Origin of the sequence: Tepidibacillus sp. HK-1 (assembly GCF_001748485.2) — a bacterium.
Lineage (GTDB): Bacteria > Bacillota > Bacilli > Tepidibacillales > Tepidibacillaceae > Tepidibacillus_B > Tepidibacillus_B infernus.
In genome coordinates this window covers 47,070-67,021 of the sequence record NZ_BDGM02000010.1, presented here as the reverse complement: position 1 = coordinate 67,021, position 19,952 = coordinate 47,070, and the positions used below count along the sequence as shown (strand labels likewise).

General features: G+C 34.8%; 18 protein-coding genes. 1 reads left to right on the top strand and 17 read right to left on the bottom strand.

All coding sequences use genetic code 11. The features are described 5' to 3' along the window. The 6 genes from mutL to miaB form a co-directional block, all read right to left on the bottom strand. Positions 1 to 1,821, bottom strand: coding sequence for a DNA mismatch repair endonuclease MutL (gene mutL, locus BEN26_RS06845; RefSeq protein ID WP_308789527.1), 1,821 nt, complete (start codon positions 1,819 to 1,821; stop codon positions 1 to 3). After that, complete coding sequence (gene mutS / locus BEN26_RS06840; RefSeq protein WP_069799992.1) at positions 1,818 to 4,436, bottom strand: DNA mismatch repair protein MutS; 2,619 nt, start codon at positions 4,434 to 4,436, stop codon at positions 1,818 to 1,820. The genes mutL and mutS overlap by 4 nt, the downstream gene beginning before the upstream one ends. Before the next feature lie 82 nt (positions 4,437 to 4,518). Next, positions 4,519 to 5,862, bottom strand: a complete 1,344-nt coding sequence (locus tag BEN26_RS06835) for a putative amidoligase domain-containing protein (protein WP_069799991.1) — start codon at positions 5,860 to 5,862, stop codon at positions 4,519 to 4,521. Between the two features lie 102 nt (positions 5,863 to 5,964). Continuing rightward, positions 5,965 to 6,534, bottom strand: a complete 570-nt coding sequence (gene cotE, locus BEN26_RS06830; RefSeq protein WP_069799989.1) for an outer spore coat protein CotE — start codon at positions 6,532 to 6,534, stop codon at positions 5,965 to 5,967. A gap of 99 nt (positions 6,535 to 6,633) precedes the next feature. Further along, on the bottom strand, positions 6,634 to 7,047 hold the full coding sequence (locus BEN26_RS06825) for a YlbF family regulator (protein ID WP_068724015.1): 414 nt from the start codon (positions 7,045 to 7,047) through the stop codon (positions 6,634 to 6,636). After that, complete coding sequence (miaB, locus tag BEN26_RS06820) at positions 7,031 to 8,542, bottom strand: tRNA (N6-isopentenyl adenosine(37)-C2)-methylthiotransferase MiaB (RefSeq protein ID WP_069799987.1); 1,512 nt, start codon at positions 8,540 to 8,542, stop codon at positions 7,031 to 7,033. The genes BEN26_RS06825 and miaB overlap by 17 nt, the downstream gene beginning before the upstream one ends. A gap of 162 nt (positions 8,543 to 8,704) precedes the next feature. Between miaB and BEN26_RS06815 the strand changes: the two genes are divergently transcribed. After that, positions 8,705 to 8,908: a hypothetical protein gene (locus tag BEN26_RS06815; RefSeq protein WP_068724010.1), complete on the top strand. Its 204-nt coding sequence runs from the start codon at positions 8,705 to 8,707 to the stop codon at positions 8,906 to 8,908. An 86-nt stretch (positions 8,909 to 8,994) separates the two neighbouring features. Here the strand turns inward: BEN26_RS06815 and mnmM are convergent, their stop codons facing one another. The 11 genes from mnmM to recA all read right to left on the bottom strand — a co-directional run bounded on the left by mnmM (position 8,995) and on the right by recA (position 19,861). Continuing rightward, entirely contained in the window at positions 8,995 to 9,555 is a 561-nt protein-coding gene (gene mnmM / locus BEN26_RS06810) for a tRNA 5-(aminomethyl)-2-thiouridylate-methyltransferase MnmM (protein ID WP_069799985.1), read from the bottom strand. Continuing rightward, positions 9,555 to 10,295: an MBL fold metallo-hydrolase gene (locus BEN26_RS06805; RefSeq protein ID WP_068724006.1), complete on the bottom strand. Its 741-nt coding sequence runs from the start codon at positions 10,293 to 10,295 to the stop codon at positions 9,555 to 9,557. Before BEN26_RS06805 ends, mnmM begins: the two co-directional genes overlap by 1 nt. 47 nt (positions 10,296 to 10,342) lie before the next feature. Then, positions 10,343 to 10,921, bottom strand: coding sequence for a phosphate propanoyltransferase (gene pduL, locus BEN26_RS06800; protein ID WP_068724004.1), 579 nt, complete (start codon positions 10,919 to 10,921; stop codon positions 10,343 to 10,345). Between the two features lie 265 nt (positions 10,922 to 11,186). Continuing rightward, entirely contained in the window at positions 11,187 to 12,053 is an 867-nt protein-coding gene (locus BEN26_RS06795; protein WP_068724001.1) for a 2-oxoacid:ferredoxin oxidoreductase subunit beta, read from the bottom strand. Then, positions 12,054 to 13,787: a 2-oxoacid:acceptor oxidoreductase subunit alpha gene (locus BEN26_RS06790; RefSeq protein WP_181482232.1), complete on the bottom strand. Its 1,734-nt coding sequence runs from the start codon at positions 13,785 to 13,787 to the stop codon at positions 12,054 to 12,056. A 275-nt stretch (positions 13,788 to 14,062) separates the two neighbouring features. Then, positions 14,063 to 14,989, bottom strand: a complete 927-nt coding sequence (locus tag BEN26_RS06785) for a dipeptidase (protein ID WP_069799984.1) — start codon at positions 14,987 to 14,989, stop codon at positions 14,063 to 14,065. Positions 14,990 to 15,088: 99 nt separating this feature from the next. Continuing rightward, a complete protein-coding gene (spoVS, locus tag BEN26_RS06780; RefSeq protein WP_068723999.1) occupies positions 15,089 to 15,349 on the bottom strand; it encodes a stage V sporulation protein SpoVS in 261 nt (86 codons plus the stop codon). Between the two features lie 118 nt (positions 15,350 to 15,467). Then, the gene (locus BEN26_RS06775; protein WP_068723997.1) at positions 15,468 to 16,268 is read right to left on the bottom strand and encodes a TIGR00282 family metallophosphoesterase; all 801 of its coding nucleotides are present in this window, start codon (positions 16,266 to 16,268) and stop codon (positions 15,468 to 15,470) included. Positions 16,269 to 16,384: 116 nt separating this feature from the next. After that, a complete protein-coding gene (rny, locus tag BEN26_RS06770; protein ID WP_068723995.1) occupies positions 16,385 to 17,923 on the bottom strand; it encodes a ribonuclease Y in 1,539 nt (512 codons plus the stop codon). 150 nt (positions 17,924 to 18,073) lie between these two features. After that, complete coding sequence (locus BEN26_RS06765; protein ID WP_069799982.1) at positions 18,074 to 18,742, bottom strand: RecX family transcriptional regulator; 669 nt, start codon at positions 18,740 to 18,742, stop codon at positions 18,074 to 18,076. A gap of 72 nt (positions 18,743 to 18,814) precedes the next feature. Beyond that, entirely contained in the window at positions 18,815 to 19,861 is a 1,047-nt protein-coding gene (recA, locus tag BEN26_RS06760; RefSeq protein ID WP_068723990.1) for a recombinase RecA, read from the bottom strand. Positions 19,862 to 19,952: the final 91 nt, after the last annotated feature.

The following is a 19,952-nucleotide window of genomic DNA, read 5'->3' as shown; positions in this document are numbered from 1 at the left end:
TTATATCACTCTTTTAAACATTTTTTCAATTTCATAAGTGGAGAAATGGATAATTACCGGTCTACCATGAGGACAAGAAAAGGGATTGTTAGTTTGTCTTAACTGTTCAAGTAATTGTTCCATTTCTTGCTTTGTTAGATAATGATTCGCTTTAATTGCCGTTTTACATGATGTTGTCGCAATCATTTCTTGTCTTAATTCTTCCAAATTGATTTCATTTTTATGAAGAACCATTTGAATCATTTTTTCAATCATAAGATGTTCTTCCCCTTTAGGAATCCACTGAGGAATGGAACGAAACATTAAGGTTTGCATTCCAAAAGCTTCGACTTGAAGGCCATATTTTTTGAATAGGTCCAGTTTCATCATGATTTGTATCATTTCTGATTTAGGAAAGTCCATCGTGATCGGTACTAACAATTCTTGGCTACTCCCTATTTCTTCATTCATTAAAGCTAAATTTTTTTCGAAATAGATTCGCTCATGGGCAGCATGCTGATCAATTAGATACAAACCTTTTTCACTTTGAGCAATAATATAAGTTCCCTGAAACTGAGCAATTGGATCTAAAAGGGGTAACTTAGTAATGGTTTTTTCTATCTGTTGTTGTTCTATGGTTCTGCCATAGGTCAGGTTTTCCTCTTTTGTAAATACAACTTGGTTATCCTGTAAGCTGGTTTGGTCTATCCTATCATCAAGTCTTTGAGTTGAACTTATTTTATTCTCTGAATTTCCTTTCTCGTAATTCAGAGTTAAATCAAACATTTCCTGAACTGGTTTTTGGAAAGTGCCAGAGGACGATTTTAAGGGTTCCCTAATAAAAGCTTGCTGATTTAGGGCTTTGTAAACCGTATCTTCAATTAATTTCATAAGCTCCTGTTCTTTACTAAAGCGAACTTCCAACTTTGCAGGATGAACATTTACGTCAACTAAAGAAGAATCCATTTCAATATATACGATAGCGATAGGAAAGCGATTAACCATTAATAACGTATTAAAGCCTTTGATTATTGATTGCGATAATAGGTAGTTTTTAATATATCTTCCGTTTATAAAAATAGAAATATGATTTTTATTCGCTCTAGTTATCTCGGGTTTTGCAACATAACCAGTCACTTTAAAGTCTAAATCTTCCCCAACTATTTCTACCATATTTTTAGCCAGATTGGTTCCATAGATTGAAGCAACTACATGTAAAAGTTTATCATCGCCACTTGTTCTTAAAAGTAAACGTTCATTATGAATCAAAGTAAAAGAAATATAAGGGTAGGCTAAACTTAAACGATTAACGTAATCCGTAATATGTGCTAACTCTGTCTGTAACGATTTCATATATTTTAACCTTGCAGGGGTATTATAAAAAACATCCCTAACAATAATCTCAGTTCCACGAGTATAACTAATCTCTTTTTTTTGAGTTATTTTGCCGCCTTCTAATTGAATTTCTACTCCTTTACCAAATTCATTAGAAGAAGTTTTCAGGATTAAACGGGAAACAGCTGCAATACTAGGCAGAGCTTCTCCTCTGAAGCCTAATGTGCTAATTTTGAATAAATCTTTTCCCGTTTTAATCTTACTTGTTGCATGACGAAAAAATGCCTTATCTACGTCGTCTTCATCCATTCCTTCACCATTATCTTTTATTCTTATAAGTGATAATCCACCTTCTTCTATCTCAATTTCTATCTTTGTACTTCTGGCATCAATACTATTTTCAATTAATTCCTTTACAATCGAAGCTGGTCTTTCTACCACTTCACCTGCCGCAATTTGATTGGCAATATGGTCATCTAGGACGATTATTTTGCCCAAGGTGATCACTTCCTTAACTTTTTCTGTATATCATATAAAATTTGAAAACCTTCCATCGGCGTCATATTCAATAGATCTAGGGAATCTATTTGTGTCATGACCTTTTCATACAAAGCTATCTTTTCATTCAAAGATGGATCAATTGAGTTTTTGCTCGCTTTCATTTTTGGTTCAATTTCAAAAAGTTCAAGCTGAACCAAATCATTTTCAGACTCTTGAGCTCGTTTTGATTGAGCTTCTAAATCTTCTAAAATTTTTTTTGCATTTTTAATCACTTCTTTTGGCATCCCTGCTAATTCTGCTACATGAATACCATAACTTCGATCTGCCTTCCCTTTCTCAATCTTATGCAAAAATACTACTTTTCCATCTTTTTCGATCACATTTACATGGACATTTTGAATCCTTGGAAAACGATCGGCTAAACTAGTTAATTCATGATAATGAGTAGAAAATAACGTTTTTGCATTTACATGTTCATGAATATACTCAATGACTGCTTGAGCTAAAGCCATTCCGTCATAGGTGGAGGTTCCCCTACCAATTTCATCAAGTAAAATCAAACTATTTGATGTAGCTTGAGTAATTGCTTGTTTTGTCTCCGTCATTTCAACCATAAACGTACTTTGACCACTTGTTAAGTCATCACCAGCTCCAATTCTAGTAAAGATACGGTCAATCATTGATAAATCTGCACTCTCAGCAGGAACAAAACAACCAATTTGTGCCATAATCACTGTAATTGCAATTTGCCTCATATAAGTACTCTTACCAGCCATATTTGGACCTGTTATTACCAATATTTGCTCTTGATGCTGGTTTAAAATAACATCATTAGGAATATAAGGATGTCCTTTTTGAACAGCCTCAATTACAGGATGTCGTCCTTTTTTAATAGTAATGTGACCAAGTTGATTAAAGGTTGGTCGAACATAAGAATATTTCAAGCTTACTTTTGCAAAAGAGAGTAATACATCAAGATATGCAATTTTTTGCGCCAATTGTTGTAAACGTTGAGTTTGCTTAGAAACTGCATCCCGAATCTCTATAAAGACTTGATATTCTAAATCTAACATTTTTTCATCAGCTTCTAAAATTTGTGACTCTTTTTCCTTTAATTCTTCTGTAATATATCGTTCTGCATTGGCTAAAGTTTGCTTTCTAATGTATCGATCAGGTACCTGGGATAAATTCGACCTAGTCACTTCAATATAATATCCAAAAACTTTATTAAATCCTACTTTTAGTGATTTTATACCTGTTTCTTCTCTTTCTCTAAACTCTAAATCTTGAAGCCATTGTTTTCCTTCCGTACTAGCGATATAATATTGATCTAATTTTTGATGAAAGCCGCGCTTTATCACTCCACCATCTTTTAAAGAAAAAGGTGGATCGTCTACAATCGATTTTTCAATGAGTGATGAAACATCTTGTACTAGATCAAAATCCTTGACAATCTTTTTTAAAGGATCAGCTTCACTTTCTATAATTATTTGAATGATTGCAGGAACGCGCTCTAAACTTTTTCGTAAGAGGTACAAATCTTTTGGAGTGGCATTCCCATAAGATACTTTAGAAATAATTCGTTCTAAATCATAAACTTGTTTTAATTGATCGCTTAAATCTTCAGCTAATATCAGGTTGTTGTATAAGGCCTCAACTCCTGATAGACGCTCTTCAATATGATGCACCGACAATAAAGGCTTGTCCAACCAACGGCGAAGCAAACGACTACCCATTGCTGTTTCCGTTTGGTCCAAAAGCCATAGTAAAGAACCCTTCTTCGACTGATCTCTTGAAGTTTGTGTAAGTTCCAAGTTTCTTCGTGTAAAAGTATCTAAAACCATATATTGATTCGTATCATAAATATGAAATTCATTAAAATGAACGAATCGCTTATGTTGTGTTTTATGTAAATAACTTAATAGATTCCCAGCACTGATTAAGATCGATTTCGAGATTGGTTGTAAATGTGGGAAATGTTCGCTTACTATTTGGTTTAATTGTTCTAATTTAATATTTTCTTTCCATACTGTATAAGTAGCATTAACTTGTTGTAACAAGTGAATATGTTGTTGGTATATATCTTCCTCAATAAGAACTTCGGATGGATGATATTGTGATAGTTCCATGATAACATCTTCAAAATTCCTAGTAATCTCCGTTCCATAAAACTCACCTGTCGACACATCAGATACCGATAAACCGAAAGAGTCTAATACAGCATCATAAGCAACAGATACTAAATAATTGTTCCCACGCTGCTCCAAAACTTTGCCTTCCATAACAGTTCCGGGTGTAATTACACGAATAACTTCTCTTTTGACCACACCCTTTGCTGTCTTAGGATCCTCTACTTGTTCGCAGATTGCTACTTTATAACCCTTTTCAATCAATCTATTAATATAGGATTCAGCAGAATGATAAGGAACCCCACACATTGGAATTCTTTCCTCTACTCCACCATCTCTGCCTGTTAAAGTTATTTCTAGTTCTCTTGAAGCTACTTCTGCATCTTCAAAAAACATTTCATAAAAATCACCTAAACGAAAAAATAAAAAGGCATCAGGATATTCTGCCTTAATTGATAAATATTGTTGGATCATTGGCGTATATGTGGCCATCTTCATCCTCCATTAAAACATACAATTTTATGCTTTTTATTATAACATATAATTTGTTTTGTGGTGGATGATTCAAAATACGTTATTTATGATATGGCGGGAGCTTCCATAGCTTTCTAATATCTTTATTTTCATCCCAAGAATAATCACGATCGATTAAATTCTTTAATGGATTTAGATAGGATTGATATGTTGTATAGTCCTTAAGTTGTTTTAATTCTTCCCATAATCCTTCAACCACAGGCCTGATTGCATCTTTATCTCCTTCATAATAGGCTCGCTGTATTTCAATTTCTTGTAATGGATTTTGGTAAAGGTATATATAGTTCTCAGCAATTATTTTGGCTAAAGCAAATACCCCTTTCGTAATCGTTGGCGAAACAATCCAGCTTGGTAAGGTACGATATTCAAACCCACCATGAAACTGTTCCCTATAATCACCTAAAAATCCATATTTCGGCCGTCTACCTTTTCCATTTGGGTCTTCTAGTAAAAAAATAGGTAAAGTCAAATAATTATCTAAAGCCCTTAAAAGAAAAGAATTAAGCCAAATATGACTAAAATGAACGTGCCCACCTATTGGATACCCTTTAATTGGTAAAGCTCCTGCTAACCATTCAACATGGGTATTTCTTATCTTTTTACTTCCTAATAACATTGTTCTATAAAGATTAATCAATAATTTCTTTGGATCTTCACTAGGAATTGGTCTAAATTCACCTAATGGCAGTTGTGAACGATCGTGATTCGTCCATATATCATCACAGCCTACCAATCCTTTCTTAGGTAAATATTGCGATGCTAAAATCAACTGTCCACTTGGTCCTCTTAAAACAAATTCAGGATCAGCTCCAAGGGTTACTTTATAGGAAGAAGCACTTAATAACTGATTCCATTTTGTCAGGAACTCTTGAATGGCCACGTTAAATAATTCTTCAATTTTTTCATTGCCTTCAATTGTAGGATTTACATATAAAATCCATGGTTTTTCACCAACAGTTACCCCTACTTTCACTAAAGCATAATCTAGATTAAGAGCATAAACTGCTCGAATGGCAATTTCACTTATTATTCTTTGTTCTCTTTTTGTATTCAGCTTAGGAATTTCTTCAATCACTTTTTTTCCTTTTTGTTGGAAAATATCATTATTACTCCAATTTGTGGTATTCTTTTGCTTTTGTTTAAAAAAAGTAAGAATTTTTTGTTGGAATACTGGAATAAGATAGATATTTTTAAAATTTAATCTTCTGAACCTTTCTATTCCATTTTTGTCTGTTATTAACATTGTATTGATACCATGAATATTTAAATGTTTAAATTGTTGTATTAGTCCATTATTATCAATGGTTATAAAATGAGCCTTTTTATTTAACAGTCCCATGTTACTTTCCTTTTTTTGAATTTCTTCATAATACATAAATGTCATGTTTTTTCCCCCATTTTTCTAGGGATACAACGTTATCATATTCAGAAACATGACAAATAGTGAAAAAAGAGGGAGATTCCCCCCCTCTTTTTACCACTCTCATTACTCTAAGTCATCAATGATAAAAGATGGATCTAAATCTTCTGCTTCATCTGTGTCCACATCTTCATCATCAAGTAAGAATCCTTTGTCGTCGTCACAATCTCCTGGGCAAATCACAACACAAACTTTCGTTTCCCCTACAATTTCAACTAAAAACTCCCTCTCTACTTCCACCATGACTGCATTTCCATTTGATGCGATTTTGGCATCTATGCATGTAGGAGCTTGAGTAGCTATTGCTGAGACCTCTAGATGATTATTTGTGCAGTTACTATCTAGATAAGATAGTGGTACTTGTTCAACATAAGAAACTGTTTCTGTAGCTACTGTTGTTTTCGTATTATTCGCATATGAATACCATAAGTTGATATCATAAGTACCTACTACTTCAATCATGTCGCCAACTTTTTCAGCTTCAAAGGAATGGTTAATTGCCCAGCTTCCTAGAATATTAGATGGTTTGTTATCGAGAACTATGGTATGTGTTGCTTTAGAGAACTTTCGTCCTTTACCACAGACCGCTTTAGTGATTATTTCTCGACATTGCAGGTCTTTTTCTGTATGCAACATTTTGTACCCTCCTCAATCGATTCTCAATTAATAGTATGCAGGGCATATGTCTATGGTGAAAGAAACCAATAAAAAAACCTACAGAAAGATCTGTAGGTGTCAAAGTTTCAACTGAAAAACCTGATCGAGTTCCGGGTTTGGAAGATCATCCTCATCGAATAAAAGTTGATCTGAAATTTGTTCCTTCAAAAGCTTAATAATTGATTGAAGATATCTGTTAATCTCCCGTTGATTTTGTTGGTATTGACTAACTAAGGGAATCGAATGAAGTTCATTATTTAATAGATCTAATTCATTTTCAAGTTGTTTTATATAATTTGTTTTTTTTAAATGTTTTGCATTGACTAACTCCTGTTGTTTCTTTTTTATTAAAACAATCAATTCCTGTATTCTTCTATGGTGCTTTATCTGACGTTCAGCTTTTTGATAAATTTGAATCTCCTCTTGTTCACAAATTGAATTGGCCAATTCCTTCACTTTTTCAAGAATTTGTTCCCTATCCATTTGCGACATCAAGAATTTCCTCCTTTAAAGGCATAGCTACAATTTCACCTTTCAAAGTCCAAGTCTGTGGTTCCGTAATTCGCACATCAATCATTTGGCCAATTAGCGATTTATCCCCTTTAAAGTTGACTAACTTATTCGTTCTTGTTCTACCAGATAAGACCTCGGGGTCATTTTTACTTTCACCTTCAACTAATACTTCAACAATTTGATCCTTTAATACTTCATTCCGCTCACGGCTTATTCTGTTCTGCAGATTATTTAAGCGTTGAAGACGGTCTTTTTTTACTTCTTCCGGGATACTGTCCTCCATTATAGCTGCGGGAGTACCTGCACGAGGAGAATAGATAAAAGTATAAGCAGAATCAAAACCTACTTCCTCTACCAAGGATAAGGTGTCTTGGAATTGTTCTTCCGTTTCTCCCGGGAATCCAACAATGATATCTGTGGTTAATACCACATCTGGGATTGCCTTCTTAATTTTATTCACTAACTCAAGATATTGTTCCCTAGAATATTTTCTTGCCATCTTTTTTAAAACTTCAGTATTACCCGATTGGAATGGCAGATGAATATGCTCAACTAAATTTCCTCTTTTCGCCAATACTTCAATCAGATAGTCATCGAAATCTCTTGGATGGCTTGTCATAAACCGAATTCTAGGAACATCAATTTTTCTTAAGTCATCCAACAAATGTCCAAAACCATAATCAATTTCTAAATCTTTCCCATACGCATTCACATTTTGTCCCAATAACGTTATTTCCTTATAGCCTTGACGCGCAAGCTCTCGTACTTCTGCAATGACGTCCTCAGGTCGTCTGCTACGCTCTTTTCCACGAGTATAGGGGACGATACAATACGTACAAAACTTATCACAGCCATACATGATATTTACCCATGCTTTTAGGCCATTTTCCCTGACCTTTGGCATCTGTTCAATAATATCTCCCTCTTTAGACCATACCTCAACAACCAGTTCTTTGTTGAATAAAGCGTCCCTTAACAAATCTGGAAGACGATGAATATTGTGGGTTCCAAAAATTAAATCTACATGTTGGTATGACTTAAGAATTTTATTGACCACTTTTTCTTCTTGTGACATACATCCTGCCACACCTAAAATCAAATCAGGTTTTTCTAATTTTAAGTGTTTAAGTCTACCTAGTTCACCAAAAACCTTATCTTCAGCATTTTCGCGGATAGCACACGTATTAAAAAGGATGACATCCGCTTGATTTTCTTCTTCAGTTTCTTGATATCCCATCGCTTCAAAAATACCAGCCATTGTTTCAGAGTCATGTGCGTTCATTTGACACCCATAGGTACGAACTAAATAATACTTACCTTTTCCAATTTTTTGCATATCTTCAGGAATATCAAAATCCCTAATCACTTTTACATCTTCTTTACCACGTTTTTTTGCCTTTTTTAAATCAGGGGGAATAAAATACTTTGAAACATCCTGTTCGGATTTTAAGTCCGTTGGATTCTCCTTTGCCATTTAAATACCTCCTTTTATGTCAAATTCAGAATTTTGTTTTTGAAGTCACGATGATTATTATATCATATTTTTCATGCGTAGTTAAAGGAATTCATTGGCTGTTCGTATGAGTATTATGTAGACGGGAAGAATATAGATATACCATTCTAGAGGGGGAAAAATATGCCTAACCATAATGATATCTTTCATAACAAAAGAGATTTTGCTAGAGAAGAATTTGCGACTGAATTCTATAAGCCTGTTGGAAGGCCACGAGCTAGAGAAGCTAAATCACAAAGATATCAATATTTTCCTGAGCATAATGAAGGTTTAAAAGGAAAAAAACCTAGTTTTAAAATGAAAGTTGGCTCCCCTAATGAAGGATAGGTAGAAGAAAAGCAGCAGTCGGTAGGCTGCTGCTTTTTGATCCAATAAAGAAAGTATAACTCTCTTTTCATTACTTTTATAAAATATTATTTTTTCTTTTCGACTACAATCAAATAGGGGGGGAAGTTAACTTGGTTAATAAACTGATATTTTAATACAGAAAATTGCTTTTGCGGCAGACTCATTAAAAACTTTTCTACTTCTTTCGCTTCATTTCCCACATCGTGTCCAACATAAAGAGCTATGGTAATCAATCCGTTAACCTTTAATAAAGGAAGTAGACCTTCTATCGCTTTAATTGTCGTATCATAATGGGTTGTTATTTTTTTGTCTCCTCCTGGTAAATATCCTAAGTTAAACATAGCTGCAGTGATTGGTTCGTTAATCCATTGTGTTATGTGCTCATGACTGTCTTGAATGCATTTAACTTGATCTAAAAGTTGGTGCTCTTTTAATAACTCCTTCGTTTTTTCTATAGCTTGTTGCTGGATGTCAAAACCATATACTTTCCCACTCTTTCCTACCAATTGAGCTAAAAAAAGGGTATCATTTCCGTTTCCGCAGGTGCAATCAACCACGATGTCGCCAGTCTGAACTCTTTCCTTTAATAAGTTTTGAGCAAAGGTTAAGATATGAAACAAAGTCATTAGACAAATACAACCTTTCCAAACTCAGGTAGATGTAACGTTCCTAAAACACCATAGTCAACTACTTCTTTTTCAATTTCCTTTGGATCATACTTAGGATAAAAATGGGTTAATAATAGCTGTTTCGGTTTTAACCATTGGCTAATCTCTGCCACATCAGATGTTGCCAAATGGGCTGATGGTCGTGCAGGCCTGTCTTTTTGCATATATGTACATTCTAAAATAAGTAAATCTGTTTGGTCTGCAAAAGGAGACCACTTTGTACCGGTGCCAGAATCTGCGCCATAAACAAAAGTTTTTTCCCTCGTTTTAAATTTCATAGCAAAACAAGGTACTGCATGCTCTGTACGTAAAAAAGAAATTTCTAAGTCATTTAAATATAACAATGTTTGCTCATCAATGATATGTGGATCAATAAAATGTTGAAAAGGGATCAGATCTGCAATTTGATTTGGAATGCCAGGAAAATAAACTGGTAATGGCTTTGTCCTTCTTTCCATAATAAATTGCATTTGAATTGCGTATTGAAGAACAAGAAAATCGCTCATATGATCATGATGTAAATGTGAAATAAAGACAGCATCTAGTTTATTTAAATCAATCATTTTTTGTAAACGAGAAAGTACTCCACTTCCTACGTCAATTAAATAATACTTTTTCTCATGCTCTAACAAAAAACCAGGACCGGCGTGATCTGGTCCAGGATATGGTGATTGATAACCTATAACAGTTACCTTCATTTGTAATCCCCCTTAGAGAAAAAGCTCCCTTATAGGAAGCTTTCATCTTATTCCTCATATTTTAATACTTCAACCATATCTCCATTTTTTAATCCAGCTGCATTCCCTTCATCTGTATCTACATGGAAATCTAAAGCATAATTAGGAGATACCCTTGCCAAAACATTTTCAAAAATAACTCCACGTTCACCTTCAACAACTACACGTAAACGATCTTGATCTCTTACACCAAATTTTTCGGCATCTGTTGTATGAAAATGAATATGGCGAGCAGCAATAATTACACCTTTTTCTAATTCAACTTCTCCTTTTGGGCCAATAACCTTAACCCCTGGAGTACCTTCAAGATAGCCTGAATCACGAACAGGTGGTTTGACCCCTAAAACAAAACTATCTGTTCTTGAGATTTCAATTTGTGTTTCTTTTCTAACCGGTCCAAGAATACGAATATTATTGATTTTTCCTTTTGGCCCTTCGATGGTAACAACTTCTTCTGAAGCAAATTGACCTGGTTGGGATAGGTCTTTGAGTACAGTTAACTCGTACCCTTCACCAAATAGAATATCTAAATCTTTACGTGAGAGATGAATATGACGATTGGAAATACCTACAGGTACTTTCATCATGAAAACTCCTTCCTAATATGTGATGAAAAAAAACCAATACATATTATACCTTATTTTTTATCAAGATGACAAATTAAACCGAATGAAATACAAGCTTATATTTTGAATATCATATCAATTTATACGAAAAATAATTCTTTTTTTGTATAAATGAGCAAAAGTTTGGATATCCTAGATATAGGGAGAAATACCCTTTACTTGACCCTCTTATATTATAAATAAAAGACCACCAAAAGGTGGTCTTTTATTTTATTCAACTATTTTCTTATTCAAATTCCTTTAAAAAAGATGTAAAATCTTCCCGCGATAAGCTCATATCTTGCTTAATAAGTGGTGTTTGTTTAAAATTAGGAACTAAATTTTCATAAGATTCTCTTTCGCTGTCTTTATAAATAATACCGGTTACCAATCCATCATGTTCCATTACCTTTTGCACTGCCAATGAACGGTTAGAAGAATCAAAATCCGGATCGTTATCAAGATTTATAATATTTTCTTTAAACCATTCATAAGTATTAACCTTATTAAAAGTTACACAAGGACTAAAAACATTGATAAAAGCAAAGCCTTTATGCTTCATACCTTCTTCAATTATTTTAGTTAATTGTGCTAAATCTCCTGAAAATCCTTGTGCTACAAATCCTGCTCCAGCTGAGATGGCTAATTCTAGAGGTCGAATTGATGGTTCAATTGATCCCTTTGGCGTACTTTTTGTTTTTGTACCAAAAGCACTTCTTGGTGATGTTTGACCTTTTGTTAGACCATAAATTTGGTTATCCATAACCACATAAGTAATATCAATATTTCTACGAATCGAATGAATGGTATGGTTGGTTCCAATCGCAAATCCATCTCCATCACCACCAGCTGCTAAAACCGTTAATTCACGATTTGCCATTTTTAAGCCTTGTGCAATAGGAAGGGCACGACCATGGATACCATGAAATCCATAAGCATTAATATAGCCGGAAATACGCCCTGAACAACCAATTCCAGATACAATAGCAAAATTTTCTGGTTCTATTCCTATATTTGCTGCAGCTCTTTGAATAGCAGCCTGAACAGCAAAATCTCCACAGCCTGGACACCAGTTTGGTTTGATATCATTACGAAAATCTTTAAATGTTGCCATTTACATCAACCCCTTACATCCATTATAAATTTCCGAAGGTAAGAATGGATTACCATCATATTTTAAGAGACTTTGAATTTTTTCAGCCATCCCAACATTTAATTTGATCAAGTTAGCAATTTGGCCTGTACCGTTGTTCTCAACAACAATTACTTTTTTTGCTTTACTCATTAACGCTTTCATTTCATCCTTAGGGAATGGTGCAACCAAACGAATATGTGCTTGGTTTACTTTTAATCCTTCATTTTCTAAACGACCAATTGCTTCAGCAATAACACCTTGGGTTGATCCAATACCAACAATTAATAGGTCTGCATTATCATGCATCGCATTAGTATAAACAGGGGTATTAAATTTAACATTCTTAATTTTATTTAGACGTTTATCCATCATCTTTTTACGATTTAATGGATTTTCTGAAGGGCTTCCAGTTTCAGCATGTTCAACTCCAGTTACATGATGAATACCATGTTTTTGACCTGGAATGACACGTGGAGAAATTCCATCCTCAGTAAATAAATATCTCTTATACATTGGGCCTTCCAATTCGGGTAATTCTTCATTTCCTAAGAATTTGCCACGATCAATTTCTATCCGATCATAATCTAGAGGTTCCACCGTTTGTTTCCCCATACCTAACGCTAAGTCTGTAAGCACAATAACAGGACATTGATATTGATCAGCTAAATTAAAAGCTTGCACTGTATCATAGAATGCATCCTCAACAGAGTTTGGTGCAATTACAATTTTTGGAATTTCTCCATGACTTCCGTAGAGAGCCGCATTAAAGTCACTTTGTTCATTTTTTGTGGGTAAGCCTGTACTTGGGCCTCCTCTTTGCACATCGATAATAACAATAGGAGTCTCTGTAATACCAGCTAAACCGATTGCTTCCTGCATCAAAGAAAGACCAGGTCCAGAAGTAGATGTCATTGAACGGGCACCACCATATGATGCACCGATGGCCATCGTAATAGCAGCTATTTCATCTTCAGTTTGGACAACTGAACCATTCAACTGAGGCAATTTTTTAATCAAATATTCCATTACTTCAGTTGCAGGTGTAATTGGATAAGCTGACATAAAGCGAACTCCAGCTGAAATACATCCGAGTGCAACAGCCTCATTACCAGTCATAAAGAGCCGCTTTTTCCCATCTGCTTTGGCAAGTTGAAAATCCTCTAAGGGTCCATTTGTTTCTTTATTGATAAATTCTGCACCTTGATTAAGTGCTTCCATATTTTTATTTACAACTTCTTGACCTTTCTTCAAAAACATTTCTTCTACTATTTCTTTAAATATCTCTGTAGGTAAACCCAGCAATGCACTTGTTGCACCAAGAGCAACCATGTTTTTCATCAATGAAGTACCAAGATTCTGGGCAATTTCAGTGATTGGGACTGAAAAGAAACGAATATTTTCTTTTGTCACAACTGGATTAAATTTAGAATCTGCGATTAAGACGCCACCATTTCGTAATTCCTTACTGTTCAAATCAATGGTTTCTTGATCAAAAGCTATTAAAATATCTAAGTCGTCTGAAATCGCTCTCATAGATTCAGTGCTTACACGAATTTTATAGTTTGTATGACCACCTTTAATTCTGGATGAAAAATGACGATAACCAAATAAATGATATCCTAAACGATTTAATGCAATAGCAAAAATTTCCCCTGTACTATCAATTCCTTCCCCTTGCTGTCCGCCAACTTTCCAAGAAAGTTGATTAATCATTTTCTCCACCCCTTTGAAATGGTTAAATAAAAACTGTTTCTATGAAACTACTATTTTTTCAATTTCTCCCCTTCACCTCACATCTACAATTACCTGAAACTTATTCAAGTGTATGCTTTATTCAAGAAAAATGCAAACCGTTTACAATATTGTATTTGTTTTTAGAAGATGCAGGAACAAAATATATTGCTTATTTTCTAAAATCAACGGTTATTTCCTCATTATTTCAAAGAATCTTTACATTTTTCGCAATATTTAATAATGTTTAGTAATTATTATAAGATTTTTTTATAATAATTTAACCAATTCTTACCTAAAATGCCTTGCACCTGATCATCTGGGTAATGTTTAGATAATACATTCGTTAAACAATTTATTCTGCTGGCGTTTTCCAAACCAACTACTGGAGTTGCACCATCAAAATCGGAACCTAATCCAATATTCGATATTCCCCCTAATTCTGCAATATGTTCAATGTGTTTGACTAAATCCTCAATATTTGGGTCTTCCTTATGAGCTGTAAAATCTCTAACAAAGGTAACCCCGATCATACCACCATTTTCGATGATTGCTTGAATTTGTTCATCTGTTAAATTCCTTGGGTGGTTGCAAATTTGTCTACTATTTGAATGTGAGGCAATAATAGGAGCTTTGGTTAATTCAATAACCTCCCAAAACCCTGTTTCAGATAAATGGGAAACATCGATCATCATTCCTAAGCGATTCATTTCTTCTACAACAAGTCTGCCAAACGAGGTAAGCCCTCCATTTCTAGATTCTCCAACTCCATCAGCAACCTCATTAGCATGATTCCATGTTAAACCCATTGCTCTCACACCAAGACGATAAAAGGCTCTTAGTTTTCTCAAATCTCCTTCGATTGCTTCAGCACCCTCTAGTGATAATAAAGCTATTTTTCTCCCTAATTTTAAACCGGATTCAATTTGTTTAAAATTAGTAGCTAATTGAATTTGATTAGGTCTTAAAATCTTTTCATAAAAATCATCTATGGATTGCATAGCAATGGAAAACCTAGACGTCTTAGAATAAGTTGAAACAAAAATAGCGAATACCTGAACGTCGATATTTCCCTTTTCCATATTGGGAAAGTTCACATCTAATTGATTGCTTGCCTCATAAAAATCAATATCTGGATGATTTAACATTTTCCAAAGGACATCTGTGTGCGCATCAATGATCAATTTATTTCTTTCCTTTCTTGAGGTTTTTTTTCATTCCATTTTCCTAAACACGGAGAAAAACCTGTCTTCCTTGGGGAAAACAGGTTCTCAATGTCGGACTTATCTAGGCTCAACGATCAACTTAATAGCGGTTCTTTCTTCGCCATCAATCACAATATCTGTAAATGCAGGGATGCAAATAAGGTCAACACCACTTGGTGCAACGAAACCTCTAGCAATTGCTACTGCTTTTACAGCTTGATTAAGTGCACCTGCACCAATCGCTTGAATCTCAGCGGCACCACGTTCGCGTAGCACCCCAGCTAGTGCACCAGCAACAGAGTTGGGGCTAGATTTTGCTGAAACTTTTAATACTTCCATGGATTGTAACCCTCCTTGAATGATGGATGATGAACACTACTATGATATATATTCGTTCAATACTTAAAAAATTCCTTCTAGTCCAAGAAAAATATCAAAAAATTTCGAATAACTTTCATTACATATTCCATAACGGATGTTCTTGATCAATTCGAATTCTTTCTATACTTTTTGCTTTGCCAGTATCAGAATTAAGTTCGATCATAACGGCATTGATTTGCCACCTTCCATTCTTGTCAACTTCAAACCTTTGTGGTAAAGACGTAAGAAATTTATCAATTACAGCTTCTTTACTCATACCAAGGATCCCATCATAAGAGCCAACCATTCCGATATCTGTAATATAAGCTGTACCTTTTGGTAGAATTCGATCATCAGCTGTTTGGACATGGGTATGTGTACCAACAACTGCAGAAACTAGACCGTCTAAATACCAACCCATTGCTTGTTTTTCAGATGTCGCTTCTGCATGGAAGTCGACAATGATATTTGGGGTTATACTTTTAATTTTTTCTATAATTTCATTTGCCTTTCGGAATGGACAATCTAAAGGAGGCAAGAAAGTTCTTCCTTGAATATTGATTACTGCTAATTTATATGCATTAAAGTTGATAATTGTGTATCCATTTCCCGGTGTCCCGATAGGAAAGTTAGCAGGCCGTATTAAATTTTTATAATCATCAATAAACTCATAAATCTCTTTCTGATCCCATGTGTGATTTCCCATCGTGAGCACATGAATCCCCAATTCGAAGAATTCTTTTACAATTTTCTTATTAATGCCCCTTCCTGAAGCTGCATTCTCAGCATTTGCTATGATGATATGCGGTTGATATCTCTCCTTAATTTTCAATAAATGATCTTTTAAAGCAGATCTCCCAATCGAACCGACAATATCACCAAAAAATAAAATTCTCAACGATTTTCACTCCTTGATTTTATGTATACCATCTTAAAATCATTTACTAATCATACCTTTTTATACAATATCATAACTGAATCATATCTGAAAAAAATAAAGTGGCATTCGCCACTTTATTTTGCATATTCTACAGCTCTTGTCTCCCTAATTACGGTTACTTTGATATGCCCAGGATAATCGAGCTCATTTTCGATTCGTTTTGTAATATTTCTAGCAAGAATATAGGATTCATTATCATCAATATGCTCTGGATTAACCATTATTCTAACTTCTCTACCAGCTTGTATAGCATAAGACTTTTCCACGCCATCAAAGGATTCTGATATCTCTTCTAATTTCTCTAATCGTTTGATATAAGTTTCAAGAGTCTCTCTTCTCGCGCCAGGTCTTGCGGCAGAAAGCGCATCTGCTGCCCCTACTAATACCGCGATAATTGAAGTAGGCTCTACATCTCCATGATGGGATGCAATACCATTTACCACTACAGGATGTTCATTATATTTCTTCGCTAACTCTACCCCAATCTCAACATGAGATCCTTCAACTTCATGGTCGATCGCCTTTCCAATATCATGAAGTAATCCTGCTCGTTTTGCTAATGTAACATCTTCACCTAATTCGGTAGCCATAAGTCCGCATAGATGGGCAACTTCTATCGAATGCTTCAATACATTTTGACCATAACTTGTTCTGAATTTAAGTCGTCCTAAGATTTTAATTAAGTCAGGATGTAAATTATGCACCCCAACTTCAAAAGTGGCCTGTTCACCATATTCACGAATTCGCTCATCAACTTCTTTACGTGCCTTTTCAACCATTTCTTCAATTCGTGCTGGATGAATTCGACCATCCGCTACCAACTTTTCCAATGCCGTTCTTGCGATTTCACGTCGAATCGGGTCAAATCCTGAAAGAATAACTGCTTCAGGGGTATCATCTATGATAAGGTCGATCCCTGTTAAAGTTTCTAGGGCTCTAATATTTCTACCTTCTCTCCCTATAATACGACCCTTCATTTCGTCATTTGGAAGAGCTACAACGGAAACTGTGGTTTCAGCAACATGGTCAGCTGCACAACGTTGTATAGCCGTGGTGATAATCTCTCTTGCTTTCTTATCTGCTTCCTCACGAGCTTGTTGCTCGATCTCTTTTACCATCATAGTAGCATCATGACGTACTTCGCGTTCAACATTATCCAGGATCATTTGCTTTGCTTCTTCTGTACTTAGTCCGGAGATTCTCTCTAATTCCGCAACTTGTTCCTGTAATAATTCTTCAACTTTTGCTCGCGTCTCTAATATGTTTTTCTCCTTTTGATTCAGAGTTTCTTCTTTACGCTCCAACGATTCTATTTTTTTGTCTAAGGTTTCTTCTTTTTGCAATAACCTTCTTTCTAGACGTTGAATTTCGTTTCTGCGTTCACGAATATCTCGATCAGCTTCACTTCTAAGCTTATGAACCTCATCCTTTGCTTCTAAAATCACTTCCTTTTTAGAAGCTTCAGCATCTTTCTTTGCTGTTTCTACGATTTGTTTCGCTGCTTCCTCAGCACTGGAGATCTTCGCTTCTGCAATGGACCGGCGAATAAAATAACCTACACCTATTCCTGCAGTTGTTGACGCAAGCAAAAGGGCGATCTCTGTAAAATCCATAACGTTCACCTCCTTTTGCTTACCTAAAAAACAAGACCGATCCCAGCTCGGCCTTTGAACTCGTTCATTTCATCTTTTCTTATTCAACTAGAATTTACAAAAATATGAAAATGATAATCATATCAAATCTAGATATGCACCATAATTGTATTATTCATGCGAATAGTTGTCAAGATGTCCAAAAAACCAATCCTTTAATTCTTGGAGTACTTGGTTAATAATGGGATAGGAAAACCCTTTTCTCTGCAAAAAAAATGCTAATTTCTTTTGAACTTGATGCCATTCTAGATGAAGATACTGATGTACCTTTTTTTTCGCTAATTGTAATGCTAGCTGGTATTCTTTTTCATCATCGATTTGATTTAAAGATTCTTCAATATCTTCATCATTTAACCCTTTACTTTTTAATTCTAAAGCTATTAATTTTTTCCCCCTCGGTTTTAAACGAATCCTTTGCTCAACAAATTGATTTGCATATTGTTTATCATTTATCCATTTCTGTTCTTCTAATTGGCGTATGACATGGAGAACAAGTTCAAACTCATACCCTTGTTCCAACAAATGTTGTTTTACTTGCTTTTCAGTTCTATGTCTATAACTTAGATATTTCAAAGCTTTTTGCCTGATTTTATTCTTTTCTTCTTCTTCTAAGATTTTAATAAATAGTTCTTCATCTATTTCTTTGCCTTTAAGTAGTCGAAAAGAGATTAAGATATCTTCGTGAACAGAAAATGCATAATGTTCATCTAAATAAATATTAAAACGCTTAGCGTTATTTTTTTGCTGTTCTACTTTAGTTATCATCTTTAATTTTGACATCTCGTTCACCACTAGAAAAAATAATATTATTAAATAAAGCACCCTTAAAAAGGTGCTTTATTCTATACCCATTTAGACTTCAAATAATGCTTCTTCTTCCTCTTCTTCCGTTGCACTTTTAGAAACAGCCTTACCTAAACTGTGATATTCTCTTATCTTCTGTTCTATTGATTCGGCAATCTCTGGATGCTCTTTTAGATATTGTTTCGCATTTTCCCTGCCTTGTCCAAGACGCTCATCATTAAAAGAATACCACGCACCACTTTTTACAATAATATCCAAATCCGAACCGATATCTAATAAACTACCTTCTTTAGAAATACCTTCACCGTACATTATGTCTACGTCAGCTTGTTTAAATGGCGGAGCAACCTTATTTTTTACAACTTTTATTTTTGTCTTGTTACCCACCATATCATTACCTTGTTTGATCGTTTCAGCTCGTCTAACCTCTAAGCGAACACTGCTGTAGAATTTTAATGCTCTACCCCCAGGTGTTGTTTCAGGGTTGCCAAACATCACTCCAACTTTTTCACGAATTTGGTTAATAAAAATAGCGATTGTTTTTGATTTACTAATAGCTCCTGATAATTTTCTTAAAGCCTGAGACATTAACCTTGCTTGTAATCCTACATGAGAATCACCCATTTCGCCTTCAATCTCAGCTTTTGGGACTAAGGCTGCAACTGAGTCGATAACAATAATATCAACTGCACCACTACGTACTAAAGCTTCAGCAATCTCCAAAGCTTGTTCACCAGTATCAGGTTGGGAAAGTAAAAGTTCATCAATATTAACTCCTAAATTCCTGGCATACTGAGGGTCTAAAGCATGTTCAGCATCAATAAATGCAGCTTGTCCACCAATTTTTTGAACTTCTGCAATTGCATGCAAAGCAACAGTTGTTTTACCTGAGGATTCAGGGCCATATAACTCAATGATACGTCCTTTTGGATATCCACCAATGCCTAAAGCAATATCTAAAGCCAAAGATCCACTTGATACAGTTTCAACTTGCATGGCTGCATGGGCTTCCCCGAGTTTCATAATGGAGCCTTTTCCAAATTGTTTTTCTATTTGACGTAACGCCATGTCTAATGCAGCTTTACGATCACTCACCGTCTTCTCCCCTTTTCTAAAATATTTTCTACCACTCTTTAAACTTATCTTATACCGAATTTAAAAAATATACAAGAGTTTTTTACGAACG

What these genes read in the sequence shown, in the direction of transcription:
- mutS (WP_069799992.1), bottom strand. Translation starts at nt 4,436, where the DNA reads ATGGCCACATATACGCCAATGATCCAACAATATTTATCAATTAAGGCA.
- BEN26_RS06835 (WP_069799991.1), bottom strand. Translation starts at nt 5,862, where the DNA reads ATGACATTTATGTATTATGAAGAAATTCAAAAAAAGGAAAGTAACATG.
- cotE (WP_069799989.1), bottom strand. Translation starts at nt 6,534, where the DNA reads ATGTTGCATACAGAAAAAGACCTGCAATGTCGAGAAATAATCACTAAA.
- BEN26_RS06825 (WP_068724015.1), bottom strand. Translation starts at nt 7,047, where the DNA reads ATGTCGCAAATGGATAGGGAACAAATTCTTGAAAAAGTGAAGGAATTG.
- miaB (WP_069799987.1), bottom strand. Translation starts at nt 8,542, where the DNA reads ATGGCAAAGGAGAATCCAACGGACTTAAAATCCGAACAGGATGTTTCA.
- BEN26_RS06815 (WP_068724010.1), top strand. Translation starts at nt 8,705, where the DNA reads ATGCCTAACCATAATGATATCTTTCATAACAAAAGAGATTTTGCTAGA.
- mnmM (WP_069799985.1), bottom strand. Translation starts at nt 9,555, where the DNA reads ATGACTTTGTTTCATATCTTAACCTTTGCTCAAAACTTATTAAAGGAA.
- BEN26_RS06805 (WP_068724006.1), bottom strand. Translation starts at nt 10,295, where the DNA reads ATGAAGGTAACTGTTATAGGTTATCAATCACCATATCCTGGACCAGAT.
- pduL (WP_068724004.1), bottom strand. Translation starts at nt 10,921, where the DNA reads ATGATGAAAGTACCTGTAGGTATTTCCAATCGTCATATTCATCTCTCA.
- BEN26_RS06795 (WP_068724001.1), bottom strand. Translation starts at nt 12,053, where the DNA reads ATGGCAACATTTAAAGATTTTCGTAATGATATCAAACCAAACTGGTGT.
- BEN26_RS06790 (WP_181482232.1), bottom strand. Translation starts at nt 13,787, where the DNA reads ATGATTAATCAACTTTCTTGGAAAGTTGGCGGACAGCAAGGGGAAGGA.
- spoVS (WP_068723999.1), bottom strand. Translation starts at nt 15,349, where the DNA reads ATGGAAGTATTAAAAGTTTCAGCAAAATCTAGCCCCAACTCTGTTGCT.
- rny (WP_068723995.1), bottom strand. Translation starts at nt 17,923, where the DNA reads ATGGATTTTACAGAGATCGCCCTTTTGCTTGCGTCAACAACTGCAGGA.
- BEN26_RS06765 (WP_069799982.1), bottom strand. Translation starts at nt 18,742, where the DNA reads ATGTCAAAATTAAAGATGATAACTAAAGTAGAACAGCAAAAAAATAAC.